At 47.8% G+C, this 23218-nt stretch carries 19 protein-coding genes and 1 tRNA gene; 8 read left to right on the plus strand and 12 right to left on the minus strand.

Annotated elements, in window-relative coordinates:
* Positions 1-418: 418 nt before the first annotated feature.
* Both IM638_10050 and IM638_10055 read right to left on the minus strand, forming a co-directional pair.
* A complete protein-coding gene (locus IM638_10050) occupies positions 419-763 on the minus strand; it encodes a four helix bundle protein (protein MCA6363370.1) in 345 nt (114 codons plus the stop codon).
* 299 nt (positions 764-1062) lie between these two features.
* Positions 1063-1135 (minus strand) — tRNA-Met (locus IM638_10055).
* 340 nt (positions 1136-1475) lie between these two features.
* Between IM638_10055 and IM638_10060 the strand changes: the two genes are divergently transcribed.
* The 3 genes from IM638_10060 (at position 1476) to IM638_10070 (ending at position 9574) form a co-directional block, all read left to right on the plus strand.
* Positions 1476-6344, plus strand: coding sequence for a choice-of-anchor I family protein (locus IM638_10060; GenBank protein MCA6363371.1), 4869 nt, complete (start codon positions 1476-1478; stop codon positions 6342-6344).
* A gap of 280 nt (positions 6345-6624) precedes the next feature.
* The gene (locus tag IM638_10065) at positions 6625-8199 is read left to right on the plus strand and encodes a T9SS type A sorting domain-containing protein (protein MCA6363372.1); all 1575 of its coding nucleotides are present in this window, start codon (positions 6625-6627) and stop codon (positions 8197-8199) included.
* 124 nt (positions 8200-8323) lie between these two features.
* Positions 8324-9574 (plus strand): aminotransferase class V-fold PLP-dependent enzyme, encoded by a 1251-nt coding sequence (locus IM638_10070; GenBank protein MCA6363373.1) that lies wholly within the window; start codon positions 8324-8326, stop codon positions 9572-9574.
* Positions 9575-9661: 87 nt separating this feature from the next.
* On the opposite strand, the gene IM638_10075 is transcribed toward IM638_10070, so the two are convergent.
* Both IM638_10075 and IM638_10080 read right to left on the minus strand, forming a co-directional pair.
* Positions 9662-10423 carry a DUF4382 domain-containing protein gene (locus IM638_10075; protein ID MCA6363374.1) on the minus strand — a complete coding sequence of 254 codons (762 nt, stop codon included), beginning with the start codon at positions 10421-10423 and terminating at the stop codon, positions 9662-9664.
* Between the two features lie 95 nt (positions 10424-10518).
* Positions 10519-11034, minus strand: a complete 516-nt coding sequence (locus IM638_10080; GenBank protein MCA6363375.1) for a hypothetical protein — start codon at positions 11032-11034, stop codon at positions 10519-10521.
* A 159-nt stretch (positions 11035-11193) separates the two neighbouring features.
* Here IM638_10080 and IM638_10085 point away from each other — a divergent pair, with 159 nt between their 5' ends.
* A complete protein-coding gene (locus IM638_10085) occupies positions 11194-11883 on the plus strand; it encodes a response regulator transcription factor (GenBank protein ID MCA6363376.1) in 690 nt (229 codons plus the stop codon).
* A 178-nt stretch (positions 11884-12061) separates the two neighbouring features.
* Here IM638_10085 and IM638_10090 read toward each other — a convergent pair whose 3' ends face one another.
* A complete protein-coding gene (locus IM638_10090; protein ID MCA6363377.1) occupies positions 12062-13033 on the minus strand; it encodes a DUF4852 domain-containing protein in 972 nt (323 codons plus the stop codon).
* Positions 13034-13481: 448 nt separating this feature from the next.
* Here IM638_10090 and IM638_10095 point away from each other — a divergent pair, with 448 nt between their 5' ends.
* The 3 genes from IM638_10095 to IM638_10105 all read left to right on the plus strand — a co-directional run bounded on the left by IM638_10095 (position 13482) and on the right by IM638_10105 (position 16476).
* The gene (locus IM638_10095; protein MCA6363378.1) at positions 13482-13868 is read left to right on the plus strand and encodes an Hpt domain-containing protein; all 387 of its coding nucleotides are present in this window, start codon (positions 13482-13484) and stop codon (positions 13866-13868) included.
* Positions 13861-16011: a response regulator gene (locus IM638_10100; protein MCA6363379.1), complete on the plus strand. Its 2151-nt coding sequence runs from the start codon at positions 13861-13863 to the stop codon at positions 16009-16011. Before IM638_10095 ends, IM638_10100 begins: the two co-directional genes overlap by 8 nt.
* 93 nt (positions 16012-16104) lie before the next feature.
* A complete protein-coding gene (locus tag IM638_10105; protein ID MCA6363380.1) occupies positions 16105-16476 on the plus strand; it encodes a response regulator in 372 nt (123 codons plus the stop codon).
* Positions 16477-16514: 38 nt separating this feature from the next.
* Here IM638_10105 and IM638_10110 read toward each other — a convergent pair whose 3' ends face one another.
* Genes IM638_10110 through IM638_10135 form a run of 6 tightly spaced genes read right to left on the minus strand, consistent with a single transcriptional unit; the run spans position 16515 to position 21084 of the window.
* Positions 16515-17339, minus strand: coding sequence for a purine-nucleoside phosphorylase (locus IM638_10110; protein ID MCA6363381.1), 825 nt, complete (start codon positions 17337-17339; stop codon positions 16515-16517).
* 11 nt (positions 17340-17350) lie between these two features.
* On the minus strand, positions 17351-18331 hold the full coding sequence (arsM, locus tag IM638_10115) for an arsenosugar biosynthesis arsenite methyltransferase ArsM (protein MCA6363382.1): 981 nt from the start codon (positions 18329-18331) through the stop codon (positions 17351-17353).
* 15 nt (positions 18332-18346) lie between these two features.
* Positions 18347-19036: a TIGR04283 family arsenosugar biosynthesis glycosyltransferase gene (locus IM638_10120; GenBank protein ID MCA6363383.1), complete on the minus strand. Its 690-nt coding sequence runs from the start codon at positions 19034-19036 to the stop codon at positions 18347-18349.
* A complete protein-coding gene (locus IM638_10125; protein ID MCA6363384.1) occupies positions 19033-19638 on the minus strand; it encodes a TIGR04282 family arsenosugar biosynthesis glycosyltransferase in 606 nt (201 codons plus the stop codon). The genes IM638_10120 and IM638_10125 overlap by 4 nt, the downstream gene beginning before the upstream one ends.
* Positions 19639-19677: 39 nt before the next feature.
* Positions 19678-20730 carry an arsenosugar biosynthesis radical SAM protein ArsS gene (gene arsS, locus IM638_10130; protein MCA6363385.1) on the minus strand — a complete coding sequence of 351 codons (1053 nt, stop codon included), beginning with the start codon at positions 20728-20730 and terminating at the stop codon, positions 19678-19680.
* A 21-nt stretch (positions 20731-20751) separates the two neighbouring features.
* Positions 20752-21084, minus strand: a complete 333-nt coding sequence (locus IM638_10135; GenBank protein MCA6363386.1) for a carboxymuconolactone decarboxylase family protein — start codon at positions 21082-21084, stop codon at positions 20752-20754.
* 265 nt (positions 21085-21349) lie between these two features.
* On the opposite strand from IM638_10135, the gene IM638_10140 reads away from it, so the two are divergent.
* On the plus strand, positions 21350-22324 hold the full coding sequence (locus IM638_10140; GenBank protein ID MCA6363387.1) for a BamA/TamA family outer membrane protein: 975 nt from the start codon (positions 21350-21352) through the stop codon (positions 22322-22324).
* A 31-nt stretch (positions 22325-22355) separates the two neighbouring features.
* Here the strand turns inward: IM638_10140 and IM638_10145 are convergent, their stop codons facing one another.
* Positions 22356-23195 carry a T9SS type A sorting domain-containing protein gene (locus tag IM638_10145; GenBank protein ID MCA6363388.1) on the minus strand — a complete coding sequence of 280 codons (840 nt, stop codon included), beginning with the start codon at positions 23193-23195 and terminating at the stop codon, positions 22356-22358.
* Between the last annotated feature and the right edge of the window lie 23 nt (positions 23196-23218).

Consider the following 23218-nt stretch of genomic DNA (forward strand, 5'->3'; position numbering starts at 1 on the left):
CTACGTTACCGACTTGAAACCCGTTTATCATTACTTTACTGTATGTGGTAAGTGAACCAGGTGCACATTTTATGTAGAAGGTTTTTGTTTCATCAGCACAATTGGAAAGACACAGGATGACAAAAAATACAATTGTAAAAATGACTGTTGTGCGGGATTGCATTGGCATGAGTATATTTTGGAGTAAAATAGAATCTTTATAGCAGTTTTCGAAGTTGTTTTTAAAAAAAATAATCATTCTGAAACCCTTCCGAATTGTCAGTAGTGTACTTGTTGTACCATTGTTGTACCAAATGAAAAAAGCCTTTCAGGATTTCTCCTGAAAGACTTGATTTTAGTAGAACTCATATCGAAATCATCCCAACAAACTGCTTATCTGCGAACAAACTGAAAATTCAATCAATTCCCTCGCAAATTTTCACTCCAAATTCTTAATCATGGCATACAGCATCCTTGAAAGTTCATCTGCATTTGCGCATAATTCCTCAAATTGATCTTCCGACAATTTTGAGTCGTCTTTGAGTAAGTCAAAGATTGCCACACATTCAAAAACAGACCCGCGGGCAGTTACAAAGTAGTTCCTCCGATCAGGCTTTGAAAATTTACCCGAACCTTCGGCAATGTTGAGTACAATACTGAATGAAGCCCGGCCGAGTTGATCTTTTATATAAGAACCCAGCTTATGCTGACCAATGATATTTTTGCATGACAGGTGAAAGGCTTTCGACTTCTTGTAAACTTCTAGATTTCTAAATTCAAACATCGTATTTAATGGTTAAAGGATTACAAACAAGGGATATTACTATCAGAAAGAGAAAGAGAAAGAGTAAGAGAAAGAGAAAAACGTTGTGTTTAATGGTTGAATGATTACAAACAAGGGATATTACTATCAGAAAGAGAAAGAGAGTGAGAGAACAGAAAAAAGAGAAACGTTGTGTTTAAAGGTTTAATGGTTTAATGATTACAAACAAGGGATATTACTATCAGTAAGAGAAAGAGAGTGAGAGAACAGAAAAAGAGAAAGAGAAACGTCGCACTCGCTCTGTTTCTCTTTCTGTGTAGTAGCGGGGGCCAGACTCGAACTGACGACCTTCGGGTTATGAGCCCGACGAGCTACCAACTGCTCCACCCCGCACCGTAGCGCTTCCGTAAAAGCGAGTGCAAATATACAGCTTTTTCCGATTTGTGTGAAAAGATTATGAACATTTCGCCTTAACGCGGTTCATAAGACTGGAAAATAATTACGATCTCGCTGATTAACTGACACTTATGCAGTCGGGATTATTCATCAAAAACCGGACTGAGCGATTAATCCGGTCTTTCCGTGCGTTAGGGCTGCGTAAACAGGTTGTAAATGAATTTTCACGGCAATACGTCTTTAATATTATGCTTCGTGATAATGTGATTTAGCGTTAATACTTGCTTAAAGCTTTTTGAAATGAGGTATCGGAATTTTGTGACACAAAATAACGTGCATGAAAAAACTACTGACCTCACTGGCTTTTTTGAGTATTTGTGCTGTTGCATCAGCGCAAAACGGGCCGGGACTGATTATTTCCGAAGCGCTTCCGAACCCTGCAGGAACTGATTCGCCTTTTGAATTTGTAGAACTGGTGGCTACACGCTCCATTAACTTCTCGGTAACACCTTACACGGTGGTGGTGTGCAACAACGGCACCGCAAACGCACAAGGCTGGATAGCCGGAGGTGCGTTGAGCTATGCGTTTGAAATAACTACCGGCACCGTAAACGCGGGCGACGTAGTATATGTAGGCGGCTCGTCAATGGCAGCTACCGGCACAGTGCTGCGCAGCATAAACACCGGCACCACCGCGGGTGACGGATTCGGAAACCTTGCATCGGGTGGCGTGTTTGGCAATGGCGGCTCCAATGCCGATGGTATTGCCATTTTCAACCAGCCTGTGGCCGCACTTACACCAGCTACCGTGCCTGTGGATGCACTTTTCTTTGGCACTGCTACCGGCACTGCAGTAGTGAACGCCGGGGCCGACGGCTACCAGCTTCCTGCAAATGATTTGTACGCCGGCGGCAAGCTTCAGTCAACCAGCTTTCTTGCACCCGACCCGGCTTCGGCACAAACGCTTACCGCAGCTGGCGTGTTCAATCCTGCAACCGGCAGTTTTACCACTACGCGCACCTGGACCATCGGCAGCTTTACCGACCTCACCACGGGTGTTACACTTTCAACCACACCCGGCGCAGCCACACTTGCATTTTCAACCACCAACCAAACCGTGAATGAAAATGCGGGCACCGCTACCGTAAACGTAACCATAACCAACCCCAATAATGCGCAAATCGTTTTCACGGTGGGCGCAGCGGCATTCTCCAACGCCACAGCCGGAAGCGATTACAGCATTTCTGTCCAGCCCGTAGTAGTGCCGGCAAACACAAGCACTACGCAAACCATCACCATTACCATTACCGATGATGCGCAGGCCGAAAGTGACGAATACATTGCACTTACGTTTACACAACTCGTAAACGGAACTGCATCGGCTACTGCTGCTCATTTCCTTTACATCAAAGACAACGATACACAAACTCCGGTTGGCACCAACGAACTTTATCTCGATGTACTTGCAAGCTTCTCTAACGGAAGCAATGCCTCCAACTCGGCCGAGATTGTGGTACACGATCCTTCCACACAGCGCCTCTACATTGCAAACAGCATTGGTGCAAAACTTGATATTGTAAACTTCAGCAATCCTGCTGCTCCGGTGCTTATCAATTCGATTCCGGTTACCACTTACGGCAATATTAACAGTGTGGCTGTAAACGACAGTATTGTGGCGCTGGCTATTGAAAACAGCACCAATCCGCAAGACAGCGGCCGTATTGTGTTTCTCGATTACAACGGCGCATTCATTTCGCAGGTAAAAACGGCTGCCATGCCCGACATGATTATGTTTAATCATGCCGGCACACGTGTGCTTGCCGCCTGCGAAGGCGAACCCAACAACGCCTACACGAGCGATCCCGAAGGTGCTGTGGCTGTTGTAAACATTACGGGCAATCTTGCCGCAATTACACAATCAGCAGTAACACATATTACGTTTACTTCTTTTAACGGACAGGAAGCGGCACTGCGCGCACAGGGCATCCGTATTTACGGCCCTGGCGCAACTGCTGCGAAGGACTTCGAACCCGAATACATTACCATTTCCGAAAACGATCAGACTGCCTGGGTAACACTTCAGGAAAACAATGCAGTGGCTGTGCTTAATCTGCAAACGAACACTGTTTCACAACTGCTTCCGCTCGGATACAAAAACCATAATGTATTGGGTAATGGTATGGATGCCTCGGATCAAAGTGCGGGTGTTAATCTCTCGCTATTCCCCGTAAAAGGCATGTATTTGCCCGATGCGATTTCGCGTTTCAAAATTGGCAATCAGGATTATCTGATTACCGCTAACGAAGGCGATGCCCGCGCATACAGCGGATTGAATGAAGAATCACGCATTTCGGGACTTACGCTCGACGCTGCTGCGTTTCCGCAGGGAGCGCTGATGAAGGCAAATACATTTATGGGCCGGTTGAATGCCACTAACAGATTGGGGGATACGGATAATGATGGTGATATTGATGAGATTTATGTATATGGCTCACGTTCGTTTTCAATCTGGAATGCCACAACAGGTGCGCAGGTATTCGACAGCGGCGACCAGCTCGAACGCATTACCTCCACTCACCCTGTTTTTGGCGCCATGTTTAATGCCAGCAACAGCACCAGTGCTGCCGCCAAAAACCGCAGCGATGATAAAGGTCCCGAACCCGAAGGCACAACCACAGCAGTGATTAACGGTGAAACGTATGCCTTTGTAGCCCTTGAGCGTATTGGTGGTGTAATGATGTACAACATTACCAACCCGGCTGTTCCCGTTTATGTGGGTTATTACAACAACCGCAGTGTGGCTACAAACGGTCCTGACCGCGGTGCAGAGGGCATTGTATTTATTTCTGCGGCTAATTCGCCCAACGGACAACCGCTTGTGCTTCTCGCCAACGAAACATCAAGCACGCTTACTGTTTTTCAGGTGGTAACCTGCGCACAGCGTGCGGGCGTGGCTGTTACTCCGGCCGCTCCGGCTGCAGTATGTGCAGGCAATACACAGGTGCTCACCGCAACCAGTGTGCCCGGCACAAGCTACCAGTGGCTGCTCAACGGCAATACGCTTGCCGGCGAAACAAACAATGCTTACACAGCAAGCGCTTCGGGTATCTATCAGCTTGCTATTGCCAATACAACCAACGCCTGTGCGGGTAAAACACCGGCAGTAAACTTTACTGTAAATGCCTTGCCGGTTGTGAATGCGTCTTCCTCAAACGCTGCCGTGTGCAACGGAAACTCAGTAACACTCAGCAGCACCGGCGCAAACAGCTATACCTGGATGCCCGGTAACCTTAGCGGCAACAGCGTTACTGCCACACCTGCAGCAAACACCACATACACCGTTACAGGCACAAACACCGTTACAGGCTGTACCAACACAGCCACCGTAAGCATTGCCGTAAACGCACTGCCCGCCGTTACTGCCGCAGCAAACAACACTGCAATTTGTACCGGAAGCTCAGTAACACTCAGCAGCACCGGTGCTGATACATACAACTGGCTGCCCGGCAACCTCAGCGGAAGCAGTGTTACAGCTTCGCCTGTTGCCAGCACTACTTACACCGTTACCGGCACAAACACCGTTACCGGTTGCACAAACACATCAACTGTGAGCGTAGCTGTAAATGCATTGCCCGCTGTAACAGCCGCCGTAAACAATGCAACAGTTTGTGCAGGCAGCTCAATTACACTCAGCGGCACCGGCGCTAATACCTACAGCTGGCTGCCCGGCAACCTCAGCGGCAGCAGCGTTACGGCTTCGCCCTCGGCAAATACAACCTACACCGTTACCGGCACCAATACGGCAACCGGTTGCACAAACACAGCCACGGTGAGCGTAACGGTAAATGCACTGCCTTCTGTTTCGGCCACCGCATCAAGCAACACCATTTGCAACGGTGCTCCGGTTACACTTAATGCAGCAGGAGGAAACACCTACAACTGGGTGCCGGGCAATTTAACCGGAAATTCAGTTACGGTAAATCCTTCAGCCACTACCACATACACACTTACCGGTACAAGTGCAGCCGGTTGCAGCAACACAGCCACACTCACAATCAGCGTAAGTGCTTCGCCCACGGTAAGTGTCACTTCGCCGGCTACCACTATTTGCGCAGGCAGCAACACTACGCTCAATGCTTCTGGAGCCAGCACGTACAACTGGATACCGGGCAATTTAACTGCTGCGTCGGTTGTAGTGAATCCCTCCTCAACCACCACCTACACACTTACCGGCACCAATGCCGCAGGCTGCAGCAACACCAGCACAATTACCGTTACCGCACTGCCGCGCCCGAATATTACTGCCACGGCAAACAACAGCACCATTTGCTCCGGCAATAGTATTACAATGAATGCAGGCGGCGGCAATACATACACCTGGCTGCCCGGCCTGCTTACCGGCGCTACCGTAACTGATGCACCGCAAACCAGCGTTACTTACACCGTAACCGGTATGGGTTCTAACGGCTGTAACAACACTGCAACCGTAGCAATCACTGTAAACGCATCACCCTCAGTTACAGCCACGGCTTCGCAAACTCAACTCTGCGGCGGCGATAGCGTAACGTTTACTGCATCGGGTGCAACTGCCTATGTGTGGGTGCCGGGCAACATAAGCAACAGCAACTTCACACAGTTCCAAAACACCACTGCTACCTACACCCTCACCGGCACAGCAGCCAACGGATGTACGGATAGCGCAAACGTAACCGTTACTGTAAACACATTGCCCGTGGTTACAGCATCTATCAGCAACGACACACTTTGCCTGAACAGTGCCGCAGCCACACTTGCCGGCTCACCCGCAGGCGGCACATTCAGCGGAAACGGTGTAAACGGTAATTTGTTTGATGCTTCGGTTGCGCAGGCCGGTTTACATCCCGTAGTTTACAGCTACACCGATGCCAACGGATGTACTGCAACGGATACGCTGGTGGTGTATGTGGATGTTTGTACGGATGTAAATAATTCGATTGTAAACAGCCTTACTGTATATCCCAATCCGTTTAACGAAATGATTCAGGTAAAATCAGATGAATCAATTTCGAAAATTACTGTGCTGGATATGCAGGGAAAAATTATTTCCACCACTTACCCTTACTCCACCCATGTAATGATCGAATCAATTATGCTTCCTGCGGGAATGTATATTTTGGAAGTTGAAACCGGTTCGGGAATTTCAAGAAAGCAGATGATAAAATTGTAAGTCGTAATAACGATAAAAAATCCCGGGTCGGATGATCCGGGATTTTTTTATACCAGTTGCCGGGACTCCGATTTCCGGTTAAATTATTGATAATATTATAACTAAACCAACCTGATACATACAAAGCCTTTTAAACAAAAAAAATAATACCAATCCCGACAAAAGGTATTTTTGAAATACCGGAAAACCAAGCTATCCCTTTTCCATTTAATTAAAAAGCTATTGACTGGCAGCTATTTTTGTCCTATAGTTGTATTCAGCATTTCTAAAACCCGTCGTCGTGAATAAACTTCTATTATTCATTGCATCCGTTGTATTGCTTGCCGGAGGCATGATTCCAGCCGTAGCTCAGAGTTCTTACGTAAGAACCTATCAGCAAACAAGTGCGCCTTACACTGCGGCTTCTCCGGCAGCCATGTATCAGTGCAGCAACGGCAATTTGCTCACTGCATGGAACAACTCTTTTTATGGCTATGCAACCTTAACACGTATTGATGCTACGGGCTATGCACAATGGAGCATCACACTGGGCGATGGCAATTCCTCTACCTCACACGAAGTTTATTCAATTGGTGAAAACACCGATGGTTCACTTTGGGTGTTTGGTGGCAGCCGTAATATTAACGGTATCCCGGAATATTATCTTTCCGAGTTATCTCAGGCAGGTGTAATCAACTGGACAAAATTTTATTATGCCACAGATGAATACGCCTACGTTATACCAACCTGTCATAAAATGTTTGATGACGGCTACATGATGAACCTCTCTGTATCCTCGCACCTGCAGCTGCTTCGTACTGATGCCGACGGCAACCTGATGTGGGGACAGGTATTTAAAACCGACTCAAGCCAATACAAGCATCCCGGATTTGCAGGAACTCCCACCTACGACGGAGGTTTTGTAATGTCGGGAAAAGACGGTTCAAACAGTTGTCTGGTTAAAGTAAATCTGAATGGAGGTGTTGACTGGGGTTTTTCATGGAATCCGTGGAATAATGCTTACTGCCACACAAAAGATGTATGCCAGCTTAACGATGGAAGTATTATTGCGGGAGGTTATATTGATAATTTGTGTTTTCTGCTCAAGGTGGATATTTCAGGATCAATAAGCTGGATTAAAACGTTTGGAGTTGGTACGGCAGCTAATCCTTCTGTATATCGTATTCATCCGCTCTCTGATGGTTCTTTTCTGGCCTGTGGTGCAATGGTAAATTCTTTTACAAACCCCGGCGATTTTATTCTGAAAATGGATAGCGATGGGAATCTTATTGGTGCTGCACAGCATACTTCAAATTATTCAACAATGAGTTATGCGCTTGATGGACGCTCTATGGTGAATCAATCGAATGAATTGTTTGTACTTCAGAATACATTTGCAGCAGGAAATCCGATTGAGCTCACCAAAATTGGCGTGGGTTTTGAATCGGGTTGCAACACCACACCCATTTCCGTTGCGTTTACTTCCCTGCCTGTGCCGCCCATGTCATCGCTGCTGCGTACTGTATGGGCTGCCAATGATGGAATTGAGGTAACAGGCAATACACTTAGTGCATACCCGGTGAGCCTAACCGTAAGTTTTATTTGTTTGGCAACCGGTATAACAGCCCCCCTACTGAGCAGTGATGCAAGTGTGTATCCCAACCCATCGGCAGCGGGCAATGTACTTCGCTTTAATTCGGTGGGAACTGCGCGCTGGACAATAACTGATGCAGCAGGCAGCACCGTGCAGGAAGGGCGCGCCCAACCCGGCAACAATACATTGCCTGAGTTAACGCTGAGCAGTGGCATGTACATGTTCCGCCTTGTAAACGATAACGGCGATGTACTTACGCAACAGAAACTGATTCGGGAATAACTCATATTGCTTTGTTTGTGAAGTCGTTTCAGCCTGGCTGAAGCGGCTTCTTTTTTTATGGGGTGTAAACGGCATTGTGTTTAGCCGGGCTTTTGCGTAAGTTCGTGTTTAAACAGAAAGTGCAATGGATAAACGTTCGTTTCTTAAGAAAGCCGGTTTGCTTGGACTTGCAGCGGCATCGCGCATTTCATTGCCCGCACGCGAAACTGCGATCGCATTGCCCCAAGGCGATAACGACGAGGCCTTCTGGCAGGAAATACGCAATGGCTACGACCTGCCTGCCGATTTTGTGAATTTCGAAAACGGCTACTACTGTGTGCAACCCCGCTATGTTACCGAGAAATACATGGCACACATGCACGAAGTAAACCGGCTGGGCGCGCGTTACATGCGTACTGTACAGTTTGAAAACAAAAATGCCATAGCCGCAAGGCTTGCACAAACAGCAGGCGTGCAAAGCGACGAACTGATTATTACGCGCAACACAACCGAGGCGCTTGACATGGTGATTGCCGGTTTTCCGTGGCGCAAAGGTGATGAGGCGGTGATGGCCATGCACGACTATGGTGCCATGCTTGATATGTTTAAGCAGGTGGCGCGGCGGCACGGTGTGGTAAACAAACTGGTAACCGTTCCGCTTCATCCGCAAAGCGACGATGAAATTGTAAAGGTGTATGAAGCGGCTATTACCAAACGTACAAAGCTGCTCATGCTTTCGCACATGATAAATATTACCGGACAAATTCTTCCGGTGAAAAAAATTGCCGATATGGCCCGAAGCCGGGGCGTGCAGGTAATGGTTGACGGTGCGCATGCCTTTGCACATTTCCGGTTTTCAATTAATGACCTCAACTGTGATTATTACGCATGCAGTTTACACAAGTGGCTGAGCGCACCGCTGGGAGCAGGATTCCTGTGGATGCGAAAAGAACACATCCCCGCCATCTGGCCGCTTTTTGCCGAAGAAGGTATAGCGCCTGAAAAAATAGCACGCCTCAATCACACCGGCACACATCCCGTACACACCGACCTCGCCATTGCCGATGCGCTTGATTACTACACGCACATTGGCACCGAAAGAAAAGAAAACAGACTGCGTACACTTCACCAGCGCATCACTTCGCAACTCAGCAGCGCCACTCACCTTGTAATAAATACACCGGCTGATTCTGCAAGACATTGCGCTATTCTGAACATCGGTGTAAAAGGCATGCAACCTGCCCAACTAGCTAAACGCCTTTTCGACGAACACAAAATTTACACCGTTGCAATTGACAACAACGGCGTGAGCGGCTGCCGCATTACCCCAAACATTTACAACACGCTTACAGAAGCCGACCAACTTGCACAGGCCTTACTTGCCATGAAGCCATAAAAAACAGTGGTCCCTGCAAGAAACCACTGTTCCTGTAAACGCAGGCAACATAGGGTTTGCCCTCGCAATGCTGCCCTGGCTTACAGACTATAATGCACCAAGATCAACAAGTGCATTTGCATTTACAGTAACTACCGAAACTGAAACCGCTGCGGCCACATCAGGCACATACACTCGCAAGGTGTAACTGCCCGGAGGCAAACCACGCAACATAAAATGTCCTGTAAGCCGGTCAGCATAGGTGGTATAAATCTGGTTGCCGCTTTGTGCTTCAATTACCACACCACTTCCCGCAGCTGCGGCATAATGACCGGTAATAGCACCCGTTTGCATGGCGTTAAACCCGCGTATTACCGGATGTAATTCATACGTACCATTCCCGTTCTGTCTTACAGAGCGGCCTGCATCAAAATCAAGAAATAACACCGTGGTGGCTGCATTAGTTATTTCTTCGTTCACATTAATCTTCAACCCCGACTGACTGCCCGATGGCACGGTAAGCGGATGAAGCGCATTATTTACTTTGATACTGTTTTGTGAACCCAGAATAAGCCGGAACTGTGTAAGCTTACCAGCCGGTATGTCGGAATTGATAAACAAGGTATCCACACCGTTTACAAAATCGAGCAGATTATACACGCCATTCTGCACAGGCAGACTGATCCATCCCGAACCCGCAAGATGCGCTTCGGCTCCCTGAATATCAACATTCACTTCCTCTACATTTCCCGCAATAGGGCTATCCATCATGCGGGCGTGCAAACGGCCTTTATCACTATCCTTCTTGCATGAAGAGGTGATAAGAAGCATAACCGCTACTGCTGCTGCTACAATTACTGAAGTTCGCATAAGCCTCATTTGTTAAGTTTAACAATGACAAAAGCGATGACCAGCCTTTGCTTTTACTACATTAAATTTCAATGAAGAATAAAACTGATTGCCGGTTAAAATGCCACACGCAGATTAAGCGCCGCGTCAAAAGCGCCGTCGAACCAGGGATATACATTCATAAACGGCTTTATATCGACACCGGCCGAAAGTGGTGTGCCTTTAAACCGGTATTCAAGCCCTATAATTCCGGCTATACCAAAACACGGAGCGCGGTAGTAATAATCATACTCGCGGTATTTCCAGTGATGATATCTGTCGTGATAATACCAGCGGTTTCCACCAAACACGCCCACATACCCACCGGCACCATAGTATAAACTTAATCCGCTTGCAGCGGGAAATTCCTGAAAACGCTCGTACAGTACGGTCACCTGAAATGGTCTGTAGCCCGATCCGATAATACCTTCGATGGCACCCTTCCCCACATTTCCGCGCAGGGTAAGTCCAATATCTGACCCGAACCGGAAGCCTGCTGCAGCCTGCTGAGCCGTACACCACTTAAACTGCAGCAAAAACAGAAACAAAAGCACCATAGCTGCGTAAACCGGCTTTGTCATTAGTGCATTCATAACAACCTCCTCTTGTGTGTGTAACTGTGCAAGTTTACGCGCGTACAAGGGCAAAGACCGGGAGCTTTCGACCCTCTGCATAAAATCTCCGGTAATTGGTATCACATCAGATATAATTCTTTCTCTTACCTTTACGTTAATCACAAAAACACATCTGCTATGCGTTGCCTGATTGTCGATGATGACGAACTGATCCGGATTGATATCGAGAACCGTTTATCACAATTGCCCGGTTTTATGCTGGTGGGTTCTTGTGGTTCAGCAGCAGAAGCAGCCGCTTTACTCATGCACGAATCGGTTGATTTAATTTTCCTCGATGTGCAGCTCCCAAAGATGAACGGACTGGAGTTTTTGCGCACGCTTGATCAGCGCAGGCCGAAAATTATTATGATGACTTCCAATAAAGAATATGCCGCTGAGGCATTTGAATATGAAGTCAATGATTTTCTGGTAAAACCATTTACCGACGAACGTTTCATGCGCGCACTGCTGCGCCTGAAAAAAAATACCGAAGCCACACCGGCTTCCTCATCAGGTCAGGATCATGTATTTGTAAAAGTGAACGGCCTGCTTGAAAAAGTAAATTTTTATGACATTACCTATATCGAGGCGATGTCGGATTACATTCAAATACATGCCGCCGGCCGCAAGCTGGTTGTACACAGCACCATGAAAAATCTGGAACAGTCGCTGCCGGCTTCCGATTTTTTCAGAGTTCACAATTCCTATCTCGTGCGCCTCGACAGTATTACCCGTATTGATGACAATGCGCTTATTGTGGATGGGAAAGCTATTCCTGTAAGCCGTTCCAAGATGAAACCGCTGATGGAAAGGTTGCGGGTGTTGTAGTTGGTTTTATTATAAAGAAAAATCAAAACTGCGTCCGGTTTTCTTCGTCGAAAGACGGAAGAAAACCGGACGCAGCCGTTTTCACAAACGCCGAAGGCGTTAGCTGTAAGCTGCGGAAAGTTTCTACCGGCAAAGCCGGTAAACTTTCCGCCCATTTGAAAGAAGTTTCCAACTTCTTTCAAACCCTCCGGCGATAGATTTTCCGCTCCTCATTAGTCTGAATCATAATTCTATCAGCAGAAATTATCAGAAGCTCAAATTTATGATTAATCTTCAAGTCAAATCTTGCAGGAGATAATTGATAAAGTTGCGATTGGTATGAACTCGCGTTGAGCAGATAGGGAGTCTTCACGTCATTATATTTAATAATTAACAGAGTATCTTCTGAATTACTCTCATTTATCCACCTTCCCGTTGGACGAATGAGTATGTGAGACTGCCATTCTATAGACGAGTGTTTGGTTTGAAGTAAATTCTCATATTTCCTGTCTGAAAAATAATCAACTGATAATATATGCGCCAGAACAGTCCAATATGATTTTTCGGTACTTAAATTTTTTTGGGGAATAATCTTAAGACGAGCACGAGTATATATTTTTCTATTAACAGCACCAGAGTTTGATGTTCTTTGTTGAACAAAGTACTGGGCTGTTACTTTTTCCATTTCCAAATTATAGAATTCAAATTCATTTATTGGATCTAATAGATATGTACCAGCATTAATATGAACAAACCGGGGCAAGGGCTGAAATATAGTACTCATATAAAATTCATTATTATTACCATTTCTCAGAATTGGAAATGATTCAGTTTGCAAATTATAGACTCCAAAATTACAATCACTATAAAACGTATAAGTAGTATCAAAGTTGATTTGCCTCACCTGATTATTCACACTGGCTATTGTCCGGTCACAATACGGTTTCCATTCAAATTCATTATTCCGGCAACGGTTATATTCCTGCTTGTCGAAACGTTGCTGATAATGAGACAAATACCTTTCATTTTCCTTCAAACCTACATCAATATCATAAATAGAAAGAAACATGAGAAACCCTGTATGGGGATACCAGAGCCGGTCAACCGTTTGCGCCTTTAGGAAATAAGGCCCGGTGATAAAAAAAAGCAGGATAATCAGTTTAGTTTTCATGGTTATAATTTTTTTCAATAGTAAACCATACATTACACAAACAACTCCTACAATCTGATGAATTTCTATCCACACAAAATGAGAGCCGCATTGAATTAAGTTCCCAGCTTCATTCACCCTTCCAACAAACAATCCACAAAAACTCAACCAACCACCGACAAATATCCCCCAACGGCCGAAATTCCTGAACTTTTACTATTTCCTGTTGCATCTTGCGTACAGATTCAACCACAGCAGCCGGGTTCCACACACTCAGGGCTGCTTCGGGATAAAGACTTCGGACCCGCGTATCTGCGGCAGGGGGAGCTGCCTGCGATACACCTTTTGAAGAGGTATAATGTTTGCCCGGGTCCGCCTCCGTCCGAATCATTATACCTCGTACACCCGCCCCAAAAGGGTGGGTGTTTTTTTTGAATGAATTTTAAGACCAACGATAAACGCAATTCCCATGATCCGCGTAACTTCGTTCCATCACGCTATGAGTAATTTCAGCCATATTCATCTCGGCGAGTTGGAGAACATGTCGCGCGGAAATCAGTCGTTTGTGGTTCGTATGCTGCAAACCTGCCTGAAATCGATTCCAGAGCAAATGGAAATCATGCAGCAGGGTTTGAGCAGCGACAACCGCGAAGATGTGAAACTGGCGGCACACCGTCTGCGCCCGGCCTTTCATTATCTGGGGCGGGCCGACATCAGCGCACAGCTCGAACAGCTTGAACAGCGCGCCTTCAGTGGCGAGCGTGATGAACTTCTCGAATCCATCACCTCACTCAGCCAACAGGCTACGCTGGTTATTTCAGATACCCGTGCAGCACTTAGCGGCTATCATGCCTGAACCGCGCCGGAATATGCAGCAGCGTAATTTTTTCATTACCGGAAAAGCGGTGTTGGGTTTCCTGCTCATGGCAGGCATATTCGGCTTTGGTATTTATCTTGTGTTCCGTTCGTTGCAACAGCTTTCGGGCGAAGTAGCCGTAATTAACGAGCCCAACCGCAAACTGGCCGAGTGGAAAGCATTGCGGGCGAAAGTAAATGAAGCCGCCGACCTGGTGCGCCGTTATGCGCTGAGCGGCAATGAAGAAGAGCTTGACCAGTTTGAAGATCTGCGCATCGATTTGCCGCTGTATATCGATTCATTGCGGCAGCAACTTCCCGACTCGCTCCGGCACTATACCGACTCGCTCGAAACCTTGTCGGGCGAACGGCTCGATTTACTCTCACTGCTTTCGAGTGCACCCGAAGCCGAAGCCGAAGGCAGTGTGCTCGACGAAGCAGTGAATGAACTCAACCGCATACAACAAGACAGCCGCCTGCTGGCCGAAACTACTGTTACGCGTATCAATCTGAAACCATTGCCGGCAAACACGTTTAAGAAAGACAGTGTTGCCGCAGCGGCAAAGAAAAAACGCCGCAAAAACGAGTCGGTAGCTTTGCCCGATGATACAGCGACGATTGAAACGCCGGTTACGCAATCAATCACCAAAATCACCTACACTCCTCAGGCGCAGCGCGATGCCGAGATTTACAGCTCATTGAACCGGCTCCGCTGGCGTGAAAAATTTGCCGAAAAAATTCGTAACGAAGGCCGGCTTGAACTCCTGCTCAAAAATCAGGAAATTGAGCAGCGCATCACCGATTTGTCGGAAGCCTTTGAAGCGCAGGAACTCAAGCAAAGTGCCGCACTCATCCAGTCGGCCACATTGTTTGCCGAGAAACGCGCCAGACGTATTGCCGAAGCGCTGGCCGTGGCCGGACTTATTCTCATTTTGTTTTTCACGCTGCTCATTCACCGCGACAGCCGCCGCTCAGTGCGTTTGCGCTTGCAAACCGAGCGTGCACGCGACAACGCCGAAGAGCTGGCAAAGGCACGCGAGCAATTTGTAGCCAACATGAGCCACGAAGTGCGCACACCGCTTAATGTAATCAGCGGATTCACCGGCGCACTCATGCGCACACCGCTCAACAGCGAACAACTCCGACAGGTGCAATCGGTTAACCGCGCTTCGCAATACCTGATCGCGCTTATTAATGATACGCTCGATTATTCGAAAATGAATGCGGGAAAATTCGAACTCGATCATTTTCCGTTCAGCACTGCAGAGCTGTTCAGTGATATTGAATCGGCCTTTGAAGGAGAAGCCAAAAACAGAGGCATTGGTTTGCGCTTTGATATTGACAGCAAGGTTCCCGCCTACCTTACCGGCGACCCGATGCGATTGCGGCAGATTCTGTTTAATCTGGTAGCCAATGCCATTAAATTCACAGCCAAAGGCGAAGTGGCTGTTGCTGCTGAAATAACCAATGCCGGAGAACAATCGGTTGATTTCGTGATCAAAGTAAGTGATACCGGCATAGGAATTCCGGCCGATAAACTGAACAGCATTTTTGAAGCCTTCAGTCAGGCCGACAACAGCATTACCCGCCGCTTCGGCGGTACCGGACTTGGCCTCACCATTTCGCGCCTGCTTACCGAACGCATGAACGGCACACTTCAGGTAAGCAGCGAACCAGGACAGGGGTCTGTATTTACGGTGTCGCTGCCGGGCATGGTACTCGCTAAAGATCAGCTCCCAAAAGCCGATACACCAAAAGCGTACAACACGCTCAAAGGATTGCAGGTGCTGGTGTGCGACGATGAAGAACTGAACCGGATTGTTGCACAGCAATTACTCAGCCATTATGAAATTGAAGTAACGGAGGCCGGAAGCGGCAGCGAAGCAATAGCAGAACTTGAGCGGCAGCACGTACACATTGTGCTGATGGATGTGCAGATGCCCGGTCAGAGCGGAATTGACACGGTACAGCAAATCAGAAAAACAGCCGGTATCGAAGCGAGTATTGTTGTGGCGGTTACGGGCAACGCCTTACCGGAAGAAAAACAGCGTTGTATGGATGCCGGCATGAATGCCTATCTCGCAAAACCATATACCGAGGCACAGCTGCTTGATCTTCTCATTCAGCTCGACCCCAGAAATTGACCCTGAATACCGTTCATTTTTATCCTACTGCCGAAAATAACCGCACTTTGCTTTTCTTCATTCGTATTATTGATTGAAGAAAGGAGGGGGATTATGCTAACTGTATTAATTATAGATGACGATCCACTTACACGACGTGCACTGTTTTTCGAAATCAACCGCGCCGGCCATCAGGCTGAATCAGCTGCCGATGCATATGACGGATTAAAACTTGCCGAATACCGGAATTATGATCTGATTATCTGCGACATTATTCTCCCGCAAATTTCGGGTTTGATACTTGCCAGCCTGCTCAGACAATTCAGCAGCAGACAAATCCCGTTGTTGCTGATGTCGTCAACCAAAGAATTCAATTCATTTATTAAACAACATGATTTCGGAGCCATTGGCTTTTTGCATAAACCTGTGCGGCGTCCGCTCCTGTATAGTTGGCTGAACCGGATTGAAGAAATGAAGGGCCTTTAATTGCAGGCTCCTTCATTCTTCAGTTTAACATGCTCGAATTACCTGGGAAGCAATTCCACCGCACGTTTGAAAAGGGCGGTAAGTTTTAGTTCGGCTTTTCCGGCCACTTCAATTATTTCTGCAATATCTACCGGCTTCAGATTATCGGGATCGCACTCATCGGTGATTACGGAAACTGCCGCACAGGGCAAACTCATGTGATTGGCCACGATAACTTCGGGCACAGTACTCATGCCCACGGCATCAGCACCGATGCGATGCAGAAAACGATATTCAGCCCGCGTTTCGAGATTAGGGCCGGGCACCGATACATATACGCCCTCGCGCAGTGTGAGTTGTTGCTCAATTGCAGCCTGTTTAAGCAACACATTCATTTCCTTCGAATACGGGCAGCTCATATCAGGAAAACGTGGCCCCCAGGCGTCAACATTGGCGCCGATGAGCGGATTGCCCGGCTGCAGGTTAATGTGATCGTCGATGAGCATGAGATCGCCTTTTTTGAGTGCGGTGTTCATGCCTCCGGCCGCATTGGAAATAAAAAGCCATTTCACGCCAAGCAGTTTCATTACACGCACCGGAAGGGTAATTTGCTGCATGGTGTAGCCTTCGTAAAAATGAAAGCGTCCTTTAAACGCAATTACTTTGCGGCCTGCAAGCGTGCCGTAAATGAGTTTACCGGCATGAAACTCAACCGTTGCTTCGGGAAAATGCGGAATGTCGCTGTAAAGCACTTCTGTTTCGGGCGTAATTTCCGTGGCTAAATTGCCCAGGCCCGTACCGAGAATAATTCCTGCCTCGGGATTTACGATTCCGCGCGAGCGCAGGTAATCGGCAGCGGCATTTACTTGTTGCTCGTAATTCATGCGATGGAGTATTAGCAGCATCCGCCGCCGTCGTAAAAATAGGTGGAGGGTGAAATGAAAATATCGTTGCGGCCAAGTGAGGCCAGCGCACCGGCAGTTTTATCGCACACGGCAAGCGGCTGGTTTTGAAGCAGCGTGTGGCCTTTTTTATCGTCGAAGAATTGTTCGCTGCCAAAATAGATTGCTGTTTTGCCGGTAAACACACAAGGGCCGTCGGCCGGCATCGGATCTTTAATGGCACATACTTCCACGCTTTCAATGTAAATGAGCTGATCGGTGTTGTAGTGGCCGGGAGCAAGAATGCGGTACGGACGTTTGGCGCGTATTTCAACAGTTCCGAAGCCGGTGTCGGTAATCATTTTTATGTATTCGCTGAGCGGAAGTGCGCCGCTGAGACAAAGCGCGCGGAGGCGCTCATCGTTTTTCAAGGCCTCGGGCATGGCCGTTTCACAGGTCGGATCAGACAACACAAGGCGGCCGTGCGGCTTGAGTACACGATACATTTCGCGCAGTGCTTTTTTCAAATCTTCGGTATCGAAAATATTGAACAAGCAGTTTTGCGCAGCCACATCAATCGAATTATCTGCTACAGGTAACGCCAGTGCATCACCTTTGCGGATATCCACAAATTCATTTTTAAACCATGCATTGGTGCGCTCTGCTTCGCGCAGGTTTTCGCGGCAGGCTTCCATCATTTCATCCACCACATCCACACCAATTACTCCACCCGGCCGGCGACTGAAATACGAAAACTGAAACACTTCCATTCCGCCACCCACACCTACATAAAGTATGGAAGGATTGTTTACCAGATCGCGGGGATTAACCGTGCTGCCGCAGCCATAATTCATTTCAAGCATTTTTGCTGGCATGTGCAGGTCGGGCAACTGCCACACGGGAGTGGTTGTGCAGCAAAGGCCTACATCGGGCTTCAATGCTGCATCACGATAAACATTCTTTGTGGTTTCGAGATAGGTTTTGGTTACTGTCATGTGATGGATATTGAATTACCAGTTGAGTGATTTTTTATAGGTATCGCGGATAATTACCGGATCGACACCACGATTGAACTGACGCATGGCGCGCAGGTTTGCAAGCTGCACACGAAGCCAGGTGTTTTTTTCGTATTTACGGGTTGATGTAATTGTGGCACAAGGAAGTACGGCAAACGAAAATTTATTCCGGGCACGTTTGAGCAGGTCGTATTCTTCCATAATAATATACTTTTCATCAAATCCGCCAAGCTGTTCAAATGCATTACGGGCAAAGAAAATGGTTTGATCGCCGCCACGCACATAGAGGCTGTTGAAACGGGTAAACCAGGCATTTACATGCAGCAGCATACCTGCCTCTTCAAATTTCTGCCTGCAGGCTCCCAGCTGATGGCCTGCTGCCAATGCGTTTTCGATGGCGGTTAAAAACGATGCGGGAGGCAGCACATCGGCATGCACGAAGTAAAATACATCGCCTTTTGCGGCAGCCACTCCGGCATTGAACTGAACGGCGCGGCTGGCTTTGGGCGTTTGCACAAGCACTGCTCCCCTTTCGCGCGCTATCGCCACTGTGCGGTCGGTACTGCCGCCATCAGCCACAATAATTTCGAGCAGGCGCTCATCGGCATGTGCGGCAAGATGCGTAAGCAGGCGGCCTATGAACTTTTCCTCGTTCAGCGTAGGTATGATTACACTCAGTTTCATGTGCGGCCGATGAAATGTTGATGTGCAATCCAATCATGCTCAGTATCCACATCGCTGAGCACGGGAAGCTGATAGGCCATCAGGCCCAGCAACTGTGCATCACGCAGCGTGTCGGAAAGCACGGTGTCTGTACTCCAGTTTTTGCCGCTGAACAAGGTGGCGTAAAGGCGCTTCATGCCCAGCAGGTAGTAACCGCCATCGGCAGCCGGCCCGGCCACAAGATCATAAAGCTCAAGTGCCGAAAAGGCCTCCCGCAAAATGGCCGGCGTAAGCCCCGGGCAATCAGTCCCGATAATTACTGCCGCATCGTACCCGGAAGCAAACACATCGGCAAAGGCATTGCACATGCGTTGCCCGAGATCGTCGCCACGCTGCACACGTATTTCATAATCGCGGTTGCTTTCAAAATCAGCCTCGTAAAAACTGCTGTAAAAAAGCCATTTCGTGGCAGCCACATTGTTTGCGGCCTGATGCGTATGCGCAGTAAGCAACTTGTAAATGCGCAAGGCCTCGTCGTTGCCCGTTGTTTGAGCAAGACGCGTTTTCACTTTGCCATGTTCGGCATTTTTCTGAAAAATCAGTAACGCCTGTTTATGCTTCATACACGCTATACATTTGATGGAAACCCGGCCGTTTGTTACCTAAGCAACCGAACCTCCGCAGCTCGATCCTGCTCCGGCCGTACAGCCAAAGCAGTGCTGATTAACCACAATACTCCGGTTCTGCAATGCCTCCGTTTTCCACTGCGACACGTGCAACGATTCGGGTACAGCCACTTTTAAATCGAGCATCTGATTGAAATCGCAGTCGTAGAGAAAACCATCCCAGCTCACCGAAACAGTATTGCGGCACATTACGTTGGCGGCCGCAGCCGGATTGTAAGCGCCAATGAGTTTATCCATATATGCATCGTAGTTGCCGCTTTCGATGAGGTAATCGAGAAAACGGCTTACTGGCAAATTGGTAATGGCAAACAGATTATTGAATTCAATTTCCCAGCCTTTGCGCAGTTTTTGCTTAAACTCATTTTCAAGCCCTGCCTGATCGGCCGGAAGGAAAGCGCCCGAAGGATTGTACACCAGATTAAGCATAAGCCCTGTGCCGGGCATTCCGTAGCCAACAGCATTGAGCATTTTAAGCGCACGGATGGAGCGTTCAAACACGCCCTCTCCCCGCTGCGAATCAGTACGCACGGCTGAGAAATACGGAAGCGAGGAAACCACTTCCACATTATGCGCTTTGAAAAACTCAGGCAAATCGTTGTACTTTGGATTGGCCACAATAATAGTGAGGTTGCAACGCACGATAATCTTTTTGCCAAGTGCAGCGAGTTCTTGTACAAACCAGCGGAAATCGGGATTCATCTCCGGAGCGCCGCCGGTAATGTCAACCGTATGCGCACCGCTCCGTTTCACTGCATTAATGCATTGCTGCATGGTTTCGCGGGTCATTATTTCCTTGCGGTCGGGCCCCGCATCCACGTGGCAATGTTTGCAAACCTGATTACACATCTTGCCCACGTTCACCTGAAAAATTTCGATCTGTGTGGGCGTAAGCGGAAACAAATTGCTTTCTCGCAGCTTGGTAGTAAAAGCATGCGGCTCGTTACCGAACGGTGTGCTTTCACTAAGTATCTGTAATTGCCGCTGCGTATCGGAAAGTTCGCTGTGGCGGGCAAGCAATGATTTTGTCATAGGCTTTAACGGGAAATCCGTTTACATCGAAAGTTCTTTGTACTTGTTCATCATTTGCACACCATGCACCAGCGAAGCACCTCCGCGGATAGCAGCTGTAACATGCACGGCTTCCATCATCTGTGCCTCGTCGCATCCTTTTTCAAGTGCATCAGAAGTATAGGCATCAATACAGTACGGACATTGTACGGCATGCGCCACAGCCAGTGCAATAAGCGATTTTTCGCGTGCTGTGAGCGCACCTTCCTTGAACACTTCGCCGTAATAATCGAAAAACTTCTTGGCAAGATTGGGCTCAAAATCGGCAATATTTCCAAATTTCTTAAGATCCTCAGGATTGTAGTAGGTTTTCATAACGGTGGTGTTTTATGAAGGTAAGATACGTAATGCGAAGAAAAACGGATTGAACAAAAACCATATCCGATAATTTTTCGTTTCTCTATTGATCAATACCTTTGACAAACTGCCATTAAATCAAACCCATTTGCTCTGCAAATCAAGTATAAGTGCACTTTTTTTCTGTTTCATTGCGGCGTATTCATTTGCCGGAAGCAATGATTCTCTTATCGACGGAACAGAAAAAAGAAATCCGCGGAACCGGTTTTATGCCTTCCCTGTTTTGTATTATACACCCGAAACCCGTTTCAGCATTGGAGCAGCTGGAATTTATGCTTTCCGTTTCAGAAGCGACAGCAGTAATGCCCGTCCTTCGCGTATTAATTTCGGACTCGCGGTGACTCAAAACCGGCAGTTGCTGGTGTATCTGCCTTTTCAGTTATTTCCACAAAACGGACGGTTTACCATTTATGGTGAAGCAGGTTGGTACCGTTACAATTATTACTTTTTTGGCGTGGGCAACACGCAGCCGCAGGATTACCGCGAACGTTACGCGGTGGATTATCCCCGATTCAGAATAAATGCGCTGCGCAAACTCGGAAAAGGTTTCTATGCCGGGTTTCGTTACTGGTATGAAGACTGGAAACTGAGTGAGCTTGATCCCGCCGGACAACTCGCACAGGGTGCTGTACGGGGAAGCAATGGCGGAGCAGTAAGCGGGCCGGGATTTGTAGTGAACTACGACACGCGCGACAATATTTTTTATCCGCAGCGTGGCGTGTTGATTGAAAGTGCCATTCAGTTTTTTGACAAAAACACCGGAAGTGATTTCTCATTCACCCGCACGCTGCTTGATGCTGCGACTTACGTCAGACCAACTAAAACCGCTGTGGTGGCTGTAAATGCAATTGCCGATCTGAACACGGGTACGCCCCCGTTTTACCTCATGGCACTGATGGGCGGCACCAAACGCATGCGTGGCTTTTACGAGGGGCGTTTCCGCGACAATAATCTTATACTTTTTCAAACCGAATGGCGGCAGCACATCTGGAAACGCTTTGGAGCAGTGGCTTTTGGAGGCACCGGAATTGTGGCCGATAAGATTAGCCACCTGCGCATTGCCGACACACGTTTTACTTATGGTCTCGGCCTGCGATTTACGCTCGACAAAAAAGAACACATCAACATCCGCCTCGATTACGGCCGGGGCACATACAACAGTGCTGGCTTCTATCTCACAATAGGCGAGGCTTTTTAGCAAAACAGGCACCTTTCGGTGCCTGCCTGATTTATCGGATGTAAATTTTCTTTGTGGAAATCTGTCCGTTTGACTCAACCCTTACAAAATAACAGCCTGTAGCCAGGTTGCCGAGTTCGATACGGTTTGAGGTATCGTTGAGTTCACGCACCAGCACTTCCTGACCGGTGGTGTTGTACACGCTTACACGTGCTGTTTCGGGTGTTTGCGGGAACGATACAAACAACACGCCATCGTATGAATGGATATTCGCTGCCGGCGATGCAGTTTCGTTCAGGCCCACCGTTAATCCGGCACCAATGCCCAAACCGGCATTCTGGTTGTAGGCCAGATCCTTCACAATAATGGTATCCGCATTGGCACTTACACTGAGGCGAACCCAGCCATAATAGACCAGTGCGTTATTCACAAACTTCACCCCCACATACTTATCCGAAGCGGCAAGCCACTCACCAAATCCGCCCAGCGATGTAGCCACAGCCCCAAGCACGTGTGCACCATAATTGGCATACTGCGGATTCCAGGTTGAGCCCACATCAATCATATCGCCCATGCCAAGTGTATCGGCAAACGGATAATTCTGATACGTAAACCCGGCCGTACCGGCTGCCGGTGGTGCATATACATTAATAAGAGCAAGTTGTGCCGGAATCGCGTAGGCCGTAATGGTTGAATCGAGTGTTTGAAAACTAAAATCAATGGTTCCATTCAAATCCATATCGAGACGATACTGCGTGGTATCGCTTACCACAAAATCGGGCGAAATGTCTCGGTAAACAATTTGTGCATCAAGCGAACCGGCAGTTGCTGTGAGTGCCCCGGCCAATGCAGAGTAGGCTTTAAGTTTGTCTTTACGTGTAGTTGTAGGCATGTGAAAATGGGTTTATGGCATTA

The sequence above is a fragment of the Bacteroidota bacterium genome (genome assembly GCA_020402865.1).
GTDB lineage: Bacteria > Bacteroidota > Bacteroidia > Palsa-965 > Palsa-965.

Excerpts from the sequence above, each read along its gene's own strand:
- IM638_10050 (MCA6363370.1), bottom strand. The coding sequence starts at position 763 with ATGTTTGAATTTAGAAATCTAGAAGTTTACAAGAAGTCGAAAGCCTTT.
- IM638_10060 (MCA6363371.1), top strand. The coding sequence starts at position 1,476 with ATGAAAAAACTACTGACCTCACTGGCTTTTTTGAGTATTTGTGCTGTT.
- IM638_10070 (MCA6363373.1), top strand. The coding sequence starts at position 8,324 with ATGGATAAACGTTCGTTTCTTAAGAAAGCCGGTTTGCTTGGACTTGCA.
- IM638_10075 (MCA6363374.1), bottom strand. The coding sequence starts at position 10,423 with ATGCGAACTTCAGTAATTGTAGCAGCAGCAGTAGCGGTTATGCTTCTT.
- IM638_10080 (MCA6363375.1), bottom strand. The coding sequence starts at position 11,034 with ATGAATGCACTAATGACAAAGCCGGTTTACGCAGCTATGGTGCTTTTG.
- IM638_10085 (MCA6363376.1), top strand. The coding sequence starts at position 11,194 with ATGCGTTGCCTGATTGTCGATGATGACGAACTGATCCGGATTGATATC.
- IM638_10090 (MCA6363377.1), bottom strand. The coding sequence starts at position 13,033 with ATGAAAACTAAACTGATTATCCTGCTTTTTTTTATCACCGGGCCTTAT.
- IM638_10095 (MCA6363378.1), top strand. The coding sequence starts at position 13,482 with ATGATCCGCGTAACTTCGTTCCATCACGCTATGAGTAATTTCAGCCAT.
- IM638_10100 (MCA6363379.1), top strand. The coding sequence starts at position 13,861 with ATGCCTGAACCGCGCCGGAATATGCAGCAGCGTAATTTTTTCATTACC.
- IM638_10105 (MCA6363380.1), top strand. The coding sequence starts at position 16,105 with ATGCTAACTGTATTAATTATAGATGACGATCCACTTACACGACGTGCA.
- IM638_10110 (MCA6363381.1), bottom strand. The coding sequence starts at position 17,339 with ATGAATTACGAGCAACAAGTAAATGCCGCTGCCGATTACCTGCGCTCG.
- arsM (MCA6363382.1), bottom strand. The coding sequence starts at position 18,331 with ATGACAGTAACCAAAACCTATCTCGAAACCACAAAGAATGTTTATCGT.
- IM638_10120 (MCA6363383.1), bottom strand. The coding sequence starts at position 19,036 with ATGAAACTGAGTGTAATCATACCTACGCTGAACGAGGAAAAGTTCATA.
- IM638_10125 (MCA6363384.1), bottom strand. The coding sequence starts at position 19,638 with ATGAAGCATAAACAGGCGTTACTGATTTTTCAGAAAAATGCCGAACAT.
- arsS (MCA6363385.1), bottom strand. The coding sequence starts at position 20,730 with ATGACAAAATCATTGCTTGCCCGCCACAGCGAACTTTCCGATACGCAG.
- IM638_10135 (MCA6363386.1), bottom strand. The coding sequence starts at position 21,084 with ATGAAAACCTACTACAATCCTGAGGATCTTAAGAAATTTGGAAATATT.
- IM638_10145 (MCA6363388.1), bottom strand. The coding sequence starts at position 23,195 with ATGCCTACAACTACACGTAAAGACAAACTTAAAGCCTACTCTGCATTG.